The organism is Sinomonas sp., from assembly GCF_036848755.1.
GTDB lineage: Bacteria > Actinomycetota > Actinomycetes > Actinomycetales > Micrococcaceae > Sinomonas.
Genome location: NZ_DAIUJO010000096.1, coordinates 1 through 14,316 on the forward strand (window position 1 = coordinate 1; position 14,316 = coordinate 14,316).

At 69.9% G+C, this 14,316-nt stretch carries 16 protein-coding genes; 9 read left to right on the plus strand and 7 right to left on the minus strand.

What is annotated here, in order from left to right; genetic code table 11:
- The 4 genes from V7053_RS14280 to V7053_RS14295 form a co-directional block, all read right to left on the minus strand.
- On the minus strand, positions 1 to 755 hold a 755-nt coding region (locus V7053_RS14280), incomplete at its 3' end, for an FAD:protein FMN transferase (protein WP_334172942.1).
- Complete coding sequence (locus V7053_RS14285; RefSeq protein WP_334172943.1) at positions 748 to 1,323, minus strand: FMN-binding protein; 576 nt, start codon at positions 1,321 to 1,323, stop codon at positions 748 to 750. The genes V7053_RS14285 and V7053_RS14280, both read right to left, overlap by 8 nt.
- Positions 1,320 to 2,750 carry a ferredoxin reductase family protein gene (locus V7053_RS14290; protein ID WP_334172944.1) on the minus strand — a complete coding sequence of 477 codons (1,431 nt, stop codon included), beginning with the start codon at positions 2,748 to 2,750 and terminating at the stop codon, positions 1,320 to 1,322. Before V7053_RS14290 ends, V7053_RS14285 begins: the two co-directional genes overlap by 4 nt.
- A 90-nt stretch (positions 2,751 to 2,840) precedes the next feature.
- Entirely contained in the window at positions 2,841 to 3,695 is an 855-nt protein-coding gene (locus tag V7053_RS14295; protein ID WP_334172945.1) for an enoyl-CoA hydratase/isomerase family protein, read from the minus strand.
- A gap of 261 nt (positions 3,696 to 3,956) precedes the next feature.
- Between V7053_RS14295 and V7053_RS14300 the strand changes: the two genes are divergently transcribed.
- The 3 genes from V7053_RS14300 to V7053_RS14310 are packed head-to-tail and all read left to right on the plus strand — an operon-like array spanning position 3,957 to position 6,915.
- Positions 3,957 to 5,090 (plus strand): glutathione S-transferase family protein, encoded by a 1,134-nt coding sequence (locus V7053_RS14300; RefSeq protein WP_334172946.1) that lies wholly within the window; start codon positions 3,957 to 3,959, stop codon positions 5,088 to 5,090.
- Positions 5,087 to 5,863 (plus strand): gamma-glutamyl-gamma-aminobutyrate hydrolase family protein, encoded by a 777-nt coding sequence (locus tag V7053_RS14305; RefSeq protein WP_334172947.1) that lies wholly within the window; start codon positions 5,087 to 5,089, stop codon positions 5,861 to 5,863. Before V7053_RS14300 ends, V7053_RS14305 begins: the two co-directional genes overlap by 4 nt.
- Positions 5,860 to 6,915 (plus strand): 3-hydroxyisobutyryl-CoA hydrolase, encoded by a 1,056-nt coding sequence (locus V7053_RS14310; RefSeq protein ID WP_334172948.1) that lies wholly within the window; start codon positions 5,860 to 5,862, stop codon positions 6,913 to 6,915. The genes V7053_RS14305 and V7053_RS14310 overlap by 4 nt, the downstream gene beginning before the upstream one ends.
- A gap of 24 nt (positions 6,916 to 6,939) precedes the next feature.
- On the opposite strand, the gene V7053_RS14315 is transcribed toward V7053_RS14310, so the two are convergent.
- The 3 genes from V7053_RS14315 to V7053_RS14325 form a co-directional block, all read right to left on the minus strand.
- Positions 6,940 to 8,949 carry an acyl-CoA dehydrogenase family protein gene (locus tag V7053_RS14315; protein WP_334172949.1) on the minus strand — a complete coding sequence of 670 codons (2,010 nt, stop codon included), beginning with the start codon at positions 8,947 to 8,949 and terminating at the stop codon, positions 6,940 to 6,942.
- Between the two features lie 300 nt (positions 8,950 to 9,249).
- Positions 9,250 to 10,536, minus strand: a complete 1,287-nt coding sequence (locus tag V7053_RS14320; protein ID WP_334172950.1) for an MFS transporter — start codon at positions 10,534 to 10,536, stop codon at positions 9,250 to 9,252.
- A 171-nt stretch (positions 10,537 to 10,707) separates the two neighbouring features.
- On the minus strand, positions 10,708 to 11,352 hold the full coding sequence (locus V7053_RS14325; RefSeq protein ID WP_334172951.1) for an NADPH-dependent F420 reductase: 645 nt from the start codon (positions 11,350 to 11,352) through the stop codon (positions 10,708 to 10,710).
- A gap of 129 nt (positions 11,353 to 11,481) precedes the next feature.
- On the opposite strand from V7053_RS14325, the gene V7053_RS14330 reads away from it, so the two are divergent.
- From V7053_RS14330 to V7053_RS14355, 6 genes are all read left to right on the plus strand, one after another.
- Complete coding sequence (locus tag V7053_RS14330; protein WP_334172952.1) at positions 11,482 to 11,844, plus strand: ArsR/SmtB family transcription factor; 363 nt, start codon at positions 11,482 to 11,484, stop codon at positions 11,842 to 11,844.
- Positions 11,837 to 12,310, plus strand: a complete 474-nt coding sequence (locus V7053_RS14335; protein WP_334172953.1) for an SRPBCC family protein — start codon at positions 11,837 to 11,839, stop codon at positions 12,308 to 12,310. Before V7053_RS14330 ends, V7053_RS14335 begins: the two co-directional genes overlap by 8 nt.
- A gap of 241 nt (positions 12,311 to 12,551) precedes the next feature.
- A complete protein-coding gene (rpmB, locus tag V7053_RS14340) occupies positions 12,552 to 12,788 on the plus strand; it encodes a 50S ribosomal protein L28 (protein ID WP_043122008.1) in 237 nt (78 codons plus the stop codon).
- Positions 12,788 to 12,958: a 50S ribosomal protein L33 gene (rpmG, locus tag V7053_RS14345; RefSeq protein ID WP_043122011.1), complete on the plus strand. Its 171-nt coding sequence runs from the start codon at positions 12,788 to 12,790 to the stop codon at positions 12,956 to 12,958. The genes rpmB and rpmG overlap by 1 nt, the downstream gene beginning before the upstream one ends.
- Before the next feature lie 3 nt (positions 12,959 to 12,961).
- Positions 12,962 to 13,267: a 30S ribosomal protein S14 gene (gene rpsN / locus V7053_RS14350; protein ID WP_334172954.1), complete on the plus strand. Its 306-nt coding sequence runs from the start codon at positions 12,962 to 12,964 to the stop codon at positions 13,265 to 13,267.
- Positions 13,268 to 13,391: 124 nt separating this feature from the next.
- Entirely contained in the window at positions 13,392 to 14,015 is a 624-nt protein-coding gene (locus V7053_RS14355) for an MBL fold metallo-hydrolase (RefSeq protein ID WP_334172955.1), read from the plus strand.
- Positions 14,016 to 14,316 lie beyond the last annotated feature (301 nt).

Genomic DNA, 14,316 nt, shown 5'->3' on the forward strand with positions numbered 1-14,316 from the left:
TCTCGCCCCCCGGAGACGATCGCGGTCGCGAGGACGTCGGCGGTCTCGATGTCGCTGGCGGCGACGCTGACCTGAACGAATTCCGGCTTGCCGCCGCCCACGGCCCAGATGTGGTCACCGCGCTCGGCACTGCCCGAGGTCGCGAGGGCCCGCCGCGCCACGCTGCCGGGCGCGCCGCCCAGAGGATAGGCGCCCAGCAGCGTGCGCCGGTCCGCCGGGTCGACGACGCCGGCCAGCCACGGTCGGGCGGTGTCCCCGCCGGAGAGGGGCTGCGAGGCGTCCGACGGCGATGGCGTGCCCGAGACCAGCACGTCACCGCCCGCATTGAGGCACCAGTCGGTGAGGCCGAGCGCCACGAGTGAACGTCCGGCCTCGGCGATGGCGCGGGCCTTGACGATGCCGCTGAGGTCGAGGACGCCGTCGGGCCGCTCAGGGGTGAAGGCGCCGTGGGTCCGCCGACGCCACTCGATGGCGTCGCTGTAGACGGCCCGCGTCTCGGCGCTCGCGTTGGCGAGGCGCAGGACGCCCCGCGCGAGCGCGCTCGCCTCGGAGCCCTCCCGGAAGAGGCTGAATCGCTCCTCGAGGGTTTCGAAGTCCGCCTCGATGACGCGGGCGGCCGCGTCGACCCTCCTGGACCTGTCGGCGCCGTCGTCCGCCGCACCGGGCGTGGCGGGTACAGCCACGCTCAGGCTCACGACGGTTCCCATCGCGAGGAACGTCCGAGATCCGAGGCTTGCCGGCTGGTTCTCACGCATGGGCGGAACTCAGGGCCGCTTGCAGGGAGGCGAGGTAGCCCTCCGACGTGTAGGTCGCGCCGCTCACCGTGTCGACGTTCGCGGACTGCGCCTGGAGAACCTCGGAACGGAGGATCGGTGCCGCTTCGGAGTTGATCATCTGGGAGCGCATGTCGTCGCCGGTCAGCTGAGGCGTCTGCACGTCGGTGATCTTGCCCCCGGCGACGACGATCTGCACCTGGATCTCGCCGTAGCGCGTTTCTTCCAAAGCCCCCGTGAACGTTCCGTTCTTGAGCCCGGACGACGTCGACGCCTGGCTTCCGCTTGAGGTGGAACCGGAGCTGGAGGTGCTGGCGCCGGTCGAGCCGGCGCTGCCCGACGACGAGCTTCCGGCGGCAGAGGCGCTCGTGGCGGTGGTTCCCGACGAGCCGGCCGATCCGCTCGAAGCAGTCCCGCCGGTACCGGTCGTCGCCGAGTTCGTGACGCCGACGACCTTCGAGGCTTCGATGGCCTGCGCGCCCGCCTGCCAGCCGACGGCGAGGATCCCGAAGGACGCGAGGGCTGCCGCGGCCGCTGCCCGGGCCCTCACCAGTCGAACCTCTCGTGGTGGAGCTGCTCGTCGGAGAGCCCGGCGGATTTCGCGTCGGCGAGGACCGCGTCAGTCCACTTCTTGGGACCGCAGACGTAGACGTCGGAGGACTTGAGGTTGGGCACATAGGCGCTGAGGGAGAGCCCTGTCTGGTGCCGGGGCAGCCAGGGGCTGCCGTGGCGCGCACGCTGGCCAACGAGTTCGTACATGGTTGCTCCTCTCTGCCTGCACAGCTCGGCGATCTCGTCGCGGAGGTAGAGGGTTTCGGGGGTTGACGCGCGGAGGATCACGGTCGCCTCGCCGGGCTCGAACTCTGCCCGCTCGAGGATTGCGCGGAGGGGGGTGATGCCGATGCCGGAACCTACGAGCACGAGTCCGGGACGCGTGCGGGCGGCGTGGCCGAACAGGCCGTATGGGCCGGAGACGGCGACCTTCGTGCCTGGCTTGACGGACATGAGCGCGGCGCTGCCCTTGCCGAGGTTCCGGACGGTGATCCGCAGGCGGCCTGCGACCGGATCAGCCGAGAGGCTGAACGGATGGTGGTGCCACCACAGGTTCGGGGCGAGGAATCGCCAGATGAAGAACCTGCCGCCGGCCCCGGAGAGTTCCTCGAGCCGCAGGCCCGTGAGCTCGATGCTCACCGCACCGTCGCCCGCTGAGACGACCCGTGTGACGCTGAGCTGGTGGCGGAACGTGAGCGCGATCGGGGCCCAGATCCGGTAACGGACGAGGGCGAGGAGCACGAGGACGTAGAACGCGATCCAGTACCAGCGCTGCCACTGTCCGGGGGCGAAGAGCTGGCCCTCGCTGAACTGGTGGGGGAGGGCGGTGAGGACGGCGGCGTACGTGAGGAGGTGGACCACGTACCAGAACTCGTACGGGAACTTCCGGCGCACCGCGACGAGGGACGTGACGACGACGAGGATGAACAGCACGATCGAGATGAACGCGATCCACATGTCGGGGAGGCTGGTCCACATCGAGACGCCCTCGGCGATCGGGTTGAGCCGATCGGCGAGGCCGTAGCCGATGAGCAGGAAGACCATGTGGGCAAGGATGAGGTACAGCGCGGGCTTCCCGAGCTTGCCGTGGATCTCCATGGCACGGTCGTGCCCGACCGTCCCGTCGATGAGCGGAATCCGAGCGGCGAGCAGCAGCATGACGAGCACCAGGTCGGTGCCCACCAGACCCGCGATGATGCCGATCGAGGTTGTCGCTGTCGTGAGGTTGTTGAACTGCCCGGCCCCGCCGTCGGCGAGGTAGAGTGCGACGGCGGCCGCACCCGAGGCCCAGGCGAGCATCGTGAGGAAGTCTTCGCGCAGCAGGCGGCGTCGGCCCCGTTGGCGCAAAGCGCGGGCGAGTCCACTGCCGGAGCGCGGTCGGTCCGGCTGCGCTGGCCGGTCGGCGGTTCGGAGTGCTGTCGTCATGCCATTAACTTTCGGCTTCAACCCTGTTGAAAGCCTGTGTCCGCCCTTGCTGTCGGGTATGGTGATGCGCCGGGCGGTGTGATCCGCGTCCTACCGGCCCGGGAAGACCGCCTGCCGCTTCTCGACGAAGGCGGCCGTGCCCTCCTTCATGTCCTCGGTGCCGAAGGCCGCGCGGAAGGTGCGGGCCTCGATGTCGAGGCCCTCGGCCGTCGGCCGCCCTACAGACTGATTGATGGACCGCTTCGAGAGGGCGACGGCGGTCGGCGCCTTGGTGGCGATCTCGCCGATCGTCTCGGCGGCGGCAGCGAGGAGTTCCTCGCGGGTGGGGAGGACGCGGTTGGCGAGCCCGAGGCGGTGGGCCTCGTGCGCGTCGATGCGGCGCCCGGTATAGATGAGCTCGCGTGCCATGCCGAGGCCGATCCGCTGCTGGAGGCGCACTGAGCCGCCGAAACCCGGGACGAGCCCGAGGTTCACTTCCGGCTGGCCGAACTGGGCGCGCTCGCTCGCGTAGATGAAGTCGGCCGCGAGGGCCAGCTCGCAGCCGCCGCCGAGCGCGAAGCCGTCGACGCACGCGATGACGGGGACCGGGACCGCTTCGAGCGCGAGGGTCACCGCGTGCATCGATCGGGCGTAGAACTCCGCCTGATCGGCGTCCATGGCGGTCATCTCTCGGATGTCGGCGCCAGCGACGAACGCCTTCCCCCCGGCGCCGGTGAGGATGACGCCGCGGACCGGCCACGCGCCGTCGTCCGCGGTGCCGGGGACGCCCGCAGAGGCCGCGCTCGTTCCCGTGCCGCCCAGCCGGTTGAGCACCTCGCACACCGTGGCGAGCTCCTCGACGACCTTCCCGGAGAGCGCGTTGAGCGCCTCGGGGCGGTTGACGGTGACGGTCGTGACACCGCCGGACGTCTCGATGGCAAGGGTTTCGAAGCTGCCGAAGTCCATGGGTCCTCGTTCCTCATGCTCGTCGTTCGGGCTGGGCTGCCTAACGCTGGCCGTCGTGTGCTGGCTGTCACAGGCTACCGGAGGGGCCGGTGCGCCACCGAGGCCCGGCGCGGAAGCCCGCCCTATCGGACCAGACCACAGGTAAGAGCCGTGGGCTTCGTCCGTTGGCTGGGGTTTCGCGAGCGGACGACGGCGGCGGCGCACCTCCCGCTGCACGCGCAAGCGCTGCGCCTCCCGCAGGCGCGGGGCTAGGCTGAGGCCATGTCGACGGAGCAGACTCAGTCCCAGTCCCCAGCAGCGTCAGACACTCAGAGCGCACCAGACACCTACAGCACAACAGGCTCCTACGTGCACAGCGGCGAGGAGTTCACGCGCGACACCCGGTACATCGAGGACCGGATCACGCGCGACGGCACGTTCCCGCCCGGAACCCGAGCCCCTGAGGGCGCGAAGGCCTGGCCGGTCGAGCCCGGCCGCTACCGCCTCGTGGCCGCCCGCGCCTGCCCTTGGGCGAATCGCACGATCATCGTCCGCAGGCTCCTCGGCCTCGAAGATGCGATCTCGCTCGGCCTCCCCGGCCCCACCCACGACTCCCGCTCCTGGACCTTCGACCTCGACCCCGACGGCCGTGATCCCGTCCTCGGCATCGAGCGGCTTCAGGAGGCCTACTTCAAGCGCTTCCCCGACTACCCGCGCGGCATCACTGTCCCCGCGATCGTGGACGTGCCGAGCGGCGCCGTCGTCACGAACGACTACCCGCAGATCACCTTGGACTTCGAGTCCGAGTGGGCCGCGTTCCACCGCGACGGCGCCCCGGACCTGTACCCCGAGGCGCACCGCGACGAGATCGACGAGGTCAACGAGCGCGTCTTCAAGGACGTCAACAACGGGGTCTACCGCTGCGGTTTTGCGGGGTCGCAGGAGGCCTACGATCGCGCGTACGACCGGCTCTTCGACGCGATCGATTGGCTCGAGGAACGCCTCACGACCCGCCGTTACCTCGTCGGCGACACCATCACCGAGGCCGACGTCCGGCTGTTCACGACGCTCGCGCGCTTCGACGCCGTCTATCACGGCCACTTCAAGTGCAATCGCAACAAGCTCAGCGAGCAGCCCGCACTGTGGGCCTACGCGCGCGACCTGTTCCAGACGCCCGGCTTCGGCGACACGATCGACTTCGTTCAGATCAAGCGGCACTACTACGTCGTCCACGAGGACATCAACCCGACGCGGATCGTCCCGAAGGGCCCGGACACGTCCAACTGGCTGACGCCGCACGGCCGCGAACAGCTCGGCGGACGGCCGTTCGGCGACGGCACCCCGCCAGGACCGCCGCCAGAGGGCGAGCGGGTCGCCACGGGCCACAGTCCTCTGTACCCGGGGGAGAAGGCGTGACGTCCCCGCGCATCGCGGTCACCTGGCCGGGGTCCGCGCCCGCCTACGCCGACTGGTTCCGCGCGGAGCTGGACCGGCTGACCCGCAGCGCGGCGGCCGCCGTCGAACGCGCGGGGGGCGCCGCCGTCGTGCTCGACGCCGCCGACCCGAGCCTGGCCGGCGTCCTCCTGCGCGACGACGACTGGGACGGGCTGCTCGTCATGGGCGGGGGCGACGTCGACCCGATGCTGTACGACGGCAACCCGGACCATCCCACTGTCTCCGACGTCGACCCCACGGCCGACGCGTTCGAGGCCTCCGCGGTAGTGCGCGCCCGCGCGACAGGTCGGCCGGTGCTCGGGATCTGCCGCGGGCTCCAGATCATCAACGTCGCGCTGGGCGGCAGCCTCCACGAGGACCTCGGACAGTCACGGGGAACGCCCCACCGCAACTACGCGGACCCGAGCGGTCCCATGGTCCTGCACGAGGTCGCGATCGAGCCAGGCTCCCGGCTCGCTCGGATCCTCGGCGACGCCGCCACCGTTGTATCAGGTCACCATCAGGCGGCGGCGCGCGTCGCCCGAGGCCTGCGCGTCACGGCGACCGCCCCCGATGGCGTCGTCGAGGCGCTCGAGGCCGAGGACCCCGGCGAGTGGCTCGTGGCCGTCCAATGGCACCCGGAGGATGCACAGGGCGATCAGGCCCAGCTCGACGCGATCATGGCCGCCTTCGTCGAGGCGTGCCGCTTCGCGAGGACGGGTGCCGTCGAAGCACGAGAGGGGGCGCCACAGTGAGCGAGCACCTGCGCTCCGAGGTCCGCGGGGGCCTCGGCGTCCTGACCCTGGACCGGCCGAAGGCCCTCAACTCCCTTGACCACGGCATGATCCTCGGGCTCGAGCGGCAGCTCAGGGAGTGGGCGGACGCGCCTGAGGTGCGCGCCGTCGTCGTCCGCGGCGGCCCCCGCGGGCTGTGCGCGGGCGGCGACGTGCGCTCGCTGTACAGGGGCTCCGACGACGACGCGGTGGCCTTCTGGGCCGACGAATACCGGCTGAACGCGTTCATCGGCGCCTACCCGAAGCCGTATATCCCGCTCATGGACGGCATCACGATGGGCGGCGGTCTCGGCATCTCGGCGCATGCGCCCCGTGCGTCGGGGTCGGTGCGGGTGGTGACGGACCGGACGGTCGTCGCGATGCCGGAGACGCGGATCGGCTTCACGCCCGACGTCGGGATGAGCCTGCTCCTCGCAAACGCGCCCGGCGAGCTCGGCACCCACCTGTGCCTCACCTCGGGGCAGGCGGGGGGAGCGGACGCGATCCTGCTCGGATGGGCTGACGCGTTGGTTCCCGCCGACCAGCTGGAAGCGCTGGTCGACGCGCTCGCCGAGGCCTCGGCAGCGCCGTCGTGGAGCCCGGGAGGAGCGCACGACGTCGTCGCCTCCTTCGCGGTCGACCCTCCGGCTGCTCCGATAGCCGAGGCCCGGGTCTGGGCGGACGACGCCTACGCCGGCGACTCTCCGACCGCGATCGTCGGCCGACTCGAGGAGCTCGCGGCGTCGCCGGGGCCGCACGCGGACGCTGCAGCCGCGGCCCTGGGCGAACTTCGCTCGGTCTGCCCGTTCTCGCTCGCGGTGACGCTCGCGGCCCTCCGCCGGTCGCCGAAGCTCGGCTCGCTCGAGGCGGTCCTCGCCCAGGACCTCGCCCTCGGCACGGCCATGGTGGCCCGCTCCGACTTCCGCGAGGGCATCCGGTCGCTCCTCATCGACAAGGACGGCGCGCCCGCGTGGAACCCGGCGCGCCTCCAAGACGTCGACCCCGACGAGGTTGCGAAGGCCTTCGAGGCCTGACCGGATGCGCTATCGCACCCGACGCTAGCGCACCCGACGGCGGACGTCTGGCTTGCCGCTCGGGCCTTCCCGGCGCTCGGCGATCCAGGGACCCGTGCCCTCCGACTGGTCGAGGATGCCGTCCTCGACCCACGCGAACTCGCCGGCGAGGACGCGGCGGGTGAGCTCGTGGTCCACGGGGTCGGTATTGACCCACAGCGCGTCGAAGAGCGCCTCGACCCGGTGACGCGACTGCTCGCAGAAGGCGTCGGCCAAGTCGCGGGCGCTGTCCCCGCCCGGCGCACCGCTCGCCCGGAGGGACTCTGCCCGGCTGCACGAGGCCGCCATCGCGAAGAGCTCGGCTCCGATGTCGACGATGCGCCCGAGGAACGCCTGCCGATGCTCGAGCCCGGCCTGCCACCGCCCCATCCCGGCGAAGGTGTGGCGCGCAAGCCGGCGGGAAGCGCGCTCGACGTAGCGGAGGTGCTTCCCGAGCGGGCCGAACTCGCGGAACGAGCGCGGGTCGAGGCCGGGACCGGCAAGGAGTTTCGGGAGCCAGCGCGCGTAGAAGCCGGAGGCATCCTTCGCGGCGCGGGCCTTCTCCGCAAGGGTGGCGTCGGGGCGTGCGAGGTCGCCGGCGGCTGCCAGGTGCGCGTCGACTGCCTCCCGAGCGATGAGGAGCTGCATGATCTCGGTCGACCCCTCGAAGATGCGGTTGATGCGCAGATCCCGGACGAGCTGCTCCGTGGCCACCCCGCGCTCTCCCCGCGCCATGAGGGATTCCGCCGTCTCGTAGCCGCGTCCGCCGCGGATCTGCAGGAGGTCGTCAGCCACGAGGTACGCCATCTCGCTGGACCACAGCTTGGCGAGGGCCGCCTCGATCCGGACGTCCTTCATGCCCGCGTCGGCGAGCGCCGCGGAGAGTTCGAAGACCGACTCGAGCGCGAAGGCGGTGGCCGCGATGAACGCGATCTTCTTCCCGACCGCCTCGTGCTGGCCGATCGGCCGGCCCCATTGGACGCGGGCCTGCGACCATTCGCGCGCGATCTTGAGCGCCCACTTCCCGCCGCCCGCGCACAGCGCGGGTATCGAGAGGCGCCCGGTGTTGAGTGTCGTGAGCGCGATCTTGAGGCCCTGCCCCTCGCGGCCCACGCGGTTGTCGGCAGGGACCTTCACGGCGTCGAAGCGCGTCACCCCGTTCTCGAGCCCCCTGAGGCCCATGAACGAGTTGCGGTTCTCGACCGTGATCCCAGGGCTGTCCATTTCCACGACGAAGGCCGTGATGCCGCCCTTGCCCGCGGGAAGGTCGCCTGCGGCGTCGTGGGGGAGGACGTTCGCCATGATGACGACGAGCTCGGCGATGACGCCGTTGGTCGTCCACAGCTTTGACCCGTCGAGGATGTAGCTGCGGCCATCCTCGGTGAGCCGCGCCGTCGTCGTGAGCCTCGCCGGGTCCGAGCCGACGTCGGGCTCCGTGAGGAGGAATGCGGTGACCGCCCCGGAGGCGCACCGCGGCAGGAAGGCTCTTTTCTGCTCCTCGGTGCCGAACATCTTCACCGGTTCGGGCACCCCGATGGACTGATGGGCGGAAAGCAGCGCGCCGATGCTCGGATGCACGGTGCCGATGAGCATGAGCGCGCGGCCGTAGTAGGCGAGGGAGAGCCCGAGGCCCCCGTACTCCTTCGGGATCTTCATGCCGAAGGCGCCGAGCTCCGCGAGGCCGCGGATGTACTCGTCGGGGATGCGGTCTTCGGACTCGATCCTGCGCCCGTCCATCCCGCGGGCGAACTCCTCGAGCCGTCGCAGGAACTCCTCGCCTTCGGCCACGTCCTGGGGCGCCGGGACTGGCGGCGGATACAGGAGGTCCCACTGGAAGTCCCCGAGGTAGAGGGCCTTCGCGAAACTCGGTCGCGTCCAGGTCGTGTCCCGGCTGGCTTCGGCGACGGCCCGCGACTCTTCCCACCCTGGCTCGTGGCCCTCGGGCCTGGCGCTCGGACCGGGTTCGGCCGGTTCGGGTTTGGCGTGGGTCCCGGTCGTCGTCGTGTCCGTGGTCATGGCAGCTCCCTCGCTCCCGGGGCCGCCGCGGGCCGGTGACCCTTCAGCTGTCATCTCATGCTACGCCCGGGTACTACCCGCGGGTAGGGCCCTTCGGAGGGCCGCTCGGGGCTGCCTGCGACGACGGTCGGGCGCGTTAAGGATGCGCTAAGAACAACGATTCAACCCATACTCGGCGGTAGCCTAGGGGAAGGTCGATGCGGGCATCCCCCCAATACGCCCGCATCGGGCCCCTGTGGTCGCCCCGGCGCGTGTTTCCCCCAAACGCACGCTGGGGCGACCCTTCTTCATTCCAGGCGCCTACCGACGTACGGCTGCGGCCGCCCGGCCTAGCAGCCGGCGGCGCTCGCCACGGCCCGGGGGATAGGCGTGCTGGCGGCCGGCGATCGTCATGACGAGGGCAGCGGCGGCTGGGACGGCGGCGGCGAGCGGCACGAGCTGGGCGCCGGCCACGCCGACCGCGAGTGCTCCGTAGGCCGCGCCGAGCGCGATGCCGAGCTGGATCGTCACGACGCTCAGCCCGTTCGCGGCCTCCCCCTGTTCGCCGCCTGCCCGCAGGATCGCGGCCTGGTTGTAGATGCCGACCGCCCCGATCCCAGCGCCCCAGAGAGCGGTCAGAGTGATGAGGCCGCCCCAGGTGCCGGAGAACAGCGGCATCGCCACGAAGGCAATGGCGATGGCCGCGATGGTCACGATGAGAGACCGCCGGGGGAAGCGGTCGGCCGTGATGCCCGCCGCCCAGATCCCGAGGAGCCCGGCAACTCCGATCACCGAGAGGGAGACGCTCGTGGCGGCGTCGGGGAGCGATTTGGCGCGGACGAACAACGCGATGTACGTGAACAGCGCGAAGTGGGCGAAGAGGAGGAGCGGCCACGCGGTCGCGACGGTGACGACTCCCGGCCTGCGGACCGCAACCCGGATGGAGGGGCGGGCGCTCGTGGCGCTCAACGGGATCACGGGGAGCAAGAAGATCGCGAGCGCTCCGAGCACTGCCGCGACACCGGCGAGCACGAGGAACGACGCCCGCCAGGACATGAGGCCTCCGAGCAGAGTCCCCAGTGGCGCGCCCGCCGCCATGGCGATGCTGTTGCCGCTGAAGACGACCGCCATGCCGCGCCCCATCGCGTCGGCCGGAACGATCTTGGCCACGTACGGCGCCATGGTCGACCACAGCAGCCCGTGCGCGATGCCTCCGAGCAGGCGCGCGGCCACCGCAAGCGCGAGCACGGGGCTGGCGGCGAGCAGGACGTTGCTGAGGGCGAAGAGGAAGACGACGGCGACGAGGAGCTGCTTTCTCGGGACCCTCCCTGCGAGGAATTTGGAGAGCGGCAGCGCCGTGACGACGATGACGCCGGCGTAGGCGGCCGTAAGCGAGCCGACCGTGGATTCTCCAACGCGGAGGTCTCGGCTGATCTGGGGCAGCAGCCCGGAGGGGAGGAGCTCGGTCGTCACGGCCGTGAACCCCAGCGCGGCGAGGACGACGAGGGCGCCCCAAGGCAGCCTGCGCTCGGGGCGTGACCCGGTGCGTGCGGATACCCGGGGTTGTGTGCTGGCCGCTGCGGCCGTGGGCTGCGTTTCGGCAGCCATGGGCTGTCCCTTCCGCGGGGATGAGCCCGCGGGCCGCCCCCGCTGGTCGCTCAACGTGTGATTTCTAGGTAATCACATGCTGGCTGCCAGCGGGACGGCCGAGGGGGGTACTGCTAGACCCTGACAGACTCTGATCCGGATCGCGGCCGTCGACTGTCGCCCGAAGGCGGCTCAGGCCGCCGGGACGAGCTTGAGCGCTGAGTTCCACTGGAACTCAGGAAGGTCCTCATTCGCTTGGATGAGGATGGAGAGGAAGCCGGCCTGCTCGAGCTGGCGCGCGCGGCGCAGCGGGCCGACGACGATCGCCTTGAGGCCGCCGTCGGCCGCGAGTTCCGCGACGGCCTGGACTGCCTGCTCGTCGTCTCCGGCGATGAGGACGTCGAGCTGCACGCCGGCGACCTCGCCCTGGGCCAGCGGGCCGGCGAACGTCGTGTTGAAGGCCTTGACGACGTCGGCAGGCGTCATCTTCTGCAGCTCCTCGGCCGCGGAGGTCCCTTCCGGGACGGCGAGCCCGTCGAAGGTCGAGAAGTCGACGGGGTTGGTGATGTCGACGTAGACCTTGCCCCCGAGAGCGCTCCCGTAGCGGACGAGGATCGCCTTCGATGCGTCGAGGTAGACGGCGGGAATGACGATCGAGCCCGTGATGCGATCGCCGAGGACGCCTGTCGAGATGTCTCCCCCGAGCTCGGCCGCGAGGGCGTCGGCCTTGGCCTTGTCCTCATGGGCGAGCAGCTGGACGCTCCGGCCGCCCGCGATAGCACGCGCCGCGATGCCGCGAGCCATGTTTCCGGTACCGATGATCGTGATGTCGCTCATGGTGCTGCTCCTTCTTTCGAGGCGAGGCGGGTTTCCGCCTTACTTGAAGCTACAACTAACTAGGGGAGGGTTGTATTCCCGCGCCCGGCTCCCTTGACGTGTAGGTTTTTTCCTACGTATGCTGGACGGGTGCCGCGCCAGAGCAAGGAGACGCCGACGGACCACGTGTTCGCGGCCCTCGCGCATCCAGTCCGCCGGGACCTGCTTGCCGCGCTTCTCGACGGCCCCCAGACCGCGCAGTCCCTCGCGGACCGCTACGCCATGGCCCGCCCGAGTGTGGCCGAGCACCTCAAGGTGCTGCGCGGCGTCGACCTCGTCTCCGAACGGCAGGCGGGCCGCAACCGGTACTACTCGCTCACGCCCGAGCCGCTCACGCTCCTCCGTGCGTGGCTCGAGCCGTACGAGCAGTTCTGGAGGGGCCGCGTCTCCCGGCTCGCCGCACTGCTCGATGACGCTCAACCTGAATCAGGAAAGGATCCCTCCCATGACTGAAGCCTCGGCCGCGGACCCCACTGCCCTCCGCGTCGACGATTTCCTCCCGCACCCACCCGCCGTCGTCTGGCGCGCCCTGACCACGCCCGAGCTGCTCGCCCGGTGGCTCATGCCGAACGACTTCGCGCCCGTCGTCGGCCACCGCTTCACCTTCCGGAGCGAACCCATCGAGGCCACCCGCTTCTCCGGCGTCACGGCATGCGAAGTCCTCGAGCTGCGCGAGCCGGAGCTGCTCGTCATCTCCTGGGCGGACGCATCGCCCGAGAACGACCTGAAGACCACCGTCACCTTCCGCCTCGAAGCGCACGACGGCGGCACGCGCCTGAGCCTCGTGCAGGCCGGCTTCCGGGCTGATGACCAGAACGACCAGCTGGCCCGTAAGATCATGGGCGGTGGCTGGGGCGGTCATCTGTTCCGTCGACTGGGCGAAATCCTCAACGAGGGAGCGGGCGTCGCGACGTCCTGATGCCCCCTGATTTGCAGGCCTCCCGCGCGGGGCCTAGTATTTAAGGCTGTCGTATGCAGTGGAGTCCACTTCTCGGCACTGAAGACACCGTCTAACCCGCGGCGAGGAACTTCGGCTGGCTCTCACCCCGCCTGGTCACCCTCCGGAAAGCTGCAGAACTACGGTGCATCAAGGTGGCGGGACGCATCTGCGGACCGTCATTTTTACTGCAACTGTTGACTACAACTTGGAGGAGCGAACTGTGGCAGCTCATTGCCAGGTGACCGGGGCCAAGCCCGCGTTCGGTCACTCAATCTCCCACTCGCACCGCCGCACCAAGCGTCGGTTCGACCCGAACATCCAGAAGAAGCGCTACTGGGTGCCGTCCCTGCGTCGTAACGTGACCCTCACGGTTTCGGCCCGCGGCATCAAGACCATCGACGTGCGCGGCATCGATTCCGTCGTCGCCGAGCTGCTTGCGAAGGGTGTGAAGCTCTGATGGCCAAGAAGGACAAGGACGCACGTCCGATCATCAAGCTCAAGTCCACCGCGGGGACCGGCTACACGTACGTGACCCGGAAGAACCGTCGGAACGACCCCGATCGCCTCGTCATGAAGAAGTACGATCCGGTCGTCCGCAAGCACGTCGACTTCCGAGAGGAGCGCTAAACCATGGCCAAGAAGTCCAAGATTGCCCGCAACGAGCAGCGCAAGGTCATCGTCGAGCGCTACGCCGCGAAGCGTGCCGAGCTCAAGAAGACTCTCGTCGACGAGAACGCGTCGGACGAGGCCCGTGAGGCTGCTCGCCTGGGCCTGCAGAAGCTTCCCCGCGACGCCTCGCCGGTCCGCCTCCGCAACCGCGACCAGATCGATGGCCGCCCTCGCGGCACCCTCCAGAAGTTCGGGATCTCCCGCGTGCGCTTCCGTGAGATGGCGCACCGCGGCGAGCTGCCGGGCGTCACCAAGTCGTCCTGGTAAGGGTCTGCGCCTTCTGAGCGAAGCCTGAACGACGTCCGAAGGGACGGCACCCGCTGGGTGCCGTCCCTTCGGCGTTTACCGGGCGCTCTTCCGTTTCGGCGTCCTCTCCCGGCAGCATGAAGCCATGGAGAGCATCTACCCGGCAGTCTTCAGGCTCCAGCACAGTGCAGGATCCAATGGTTACGCGGTGCTCGACGGCGACAGGGCTGCCCTCGTCGACCCTGGCCTTCCCGTTGGAGGCGACGCTGTGCTCAAGGAGCTGAGGGGCGCGAGACTCCTCGATCGAGTGACGGACGTGCTCGTGACCCATGCGGACATCGACCATCTGGGTGCGGCAGCGGCCCTGCAGGAAGCCACCGGAGCGACGGTGTGGCTCGGGCGGGCTGACGCTGAGATCGTCGAGGGCAAGCGAGAGCCTTCGACCCGGTTCCGCAGGCTCCTCGCTCACCGGAAGGCGCCAAGGGTCACGGGGCCCCTCGAGTTGCTCGATGGTGGGGAGGAGCCCTTCCCCCGGCTGCGGGCTGTGGCGACGCCGGGGCACACCCCGGGCCACATGGCGTTCACGTTCGAGGAGGTCGTCTTCGCTGGGGACGCCGTGCGCGGCACCAAGGACGGGCTGCGTCTCATGCCCGGGCTCCTGACGAGCGATCCGCGCGAGGCAGAGCAGTCACTGACCGTGATCGCTGGGCTGGGTGCGCGATGGTTGTGCCCAGGCCATGGGCGGATCCGCGAGCTGCGGGGAGCCTGACGTCCGGTCCCTTGTGGGGCGGGCCTGCGGATGGGGCGGCCGGCGGATTTGCGAGGTCGCCCGCGACCCGGTAACGTAGTCCGGGTTGCCGCCGCGGAGCGAGCGGCGCGAATCCTTGAAATCCGACCTCCTAAATTGCCGAGCTGGACGCTGTCCGGATCGGATGCAAGTCGGAGAATAGGGATGATCTCGTGAATTCAGGCAGAAAGCGTGGATTTGCGGGGAATCGGAAAAGCCGATAAAGTTGAACCTCGTTCGGTTGGGAGATATCCCGGGTTTGGTGCCTGGGGGATGTACTTTC

Excerpts from the sequence above, each read along its gene's own strand:
- V7053_RS14290 (WP_334172944.1), bottom strand. The coding sequence starts at position 2,750 with ATGACGACAGCACTCCGAACCGCCGACCGGCCAGCGCAGCCGGACCGA.
- V7053_RS14295 (WP_334172945.1), bottom strand. The coding sequence starts at position 3,695 with ATGGACTTCGGCAGCTTCGAAACCCTTGCCATCGAGACGTCCGGCGGT.
- V7053_RS14300 (WP_334172946.1), top strand. The coding sequence starts at position 3,957 with ATGTCGACGGAGCAGACTCAGTCCCAGTCCCCAGCAGCGTCAGACACT.
- V7053_RS14315 (WP_334172949.1), bottom strand. The coding sequence starts at position 8,949 with ATGACCACGGACACGACGACGACCGGGACCCACGCCAAACCCGAACCG.
- V7053_RS14320 (WP_334172950.1), bottom strand. The coding sequence starts at position 10,536 with ATGGCTGCCGAAACGCAGCCCACGGCCGCAGCGGCCAGCACACAACCC.
- V7053_RS14325 (WP_334172951.1), bottom strand. The coding sequence starts at position 11,352 with ATGAGCGACATCACGATCATCGGTACCGGAAACATGGCTCGCGGCATC.
- V7053_RS14335 (WP_334172953.1), top strand. The coding sequence starts at position 11,837 with ATGACTGAAGCCTCGGCCGCGGACCCCACTGCCCTCCGCGTCGACGAT.
- rpmG (WP_043122011.1), top strand. The coding sequence starts at position 12,788 with ATGGCCAAGAAGGACAAGGACGCACGTCCGATCATCAAGCTCAAGTCC.
- rpsN (WP_334172954.1), top strand. The coding sequence starts at position 12,962 with ATGGCCAAGAAGTCCAAGATTGCCCGCAACGAGCAGCGCAAGGTCATC.
- V7053_RS14355 (WP_334172955.1), top strand. The coding sequence starts at position 13,392 with ATGGAGAGCATCTACCCGGCAGTCTTCAGGCTCCAGCACAGTGCAGGA.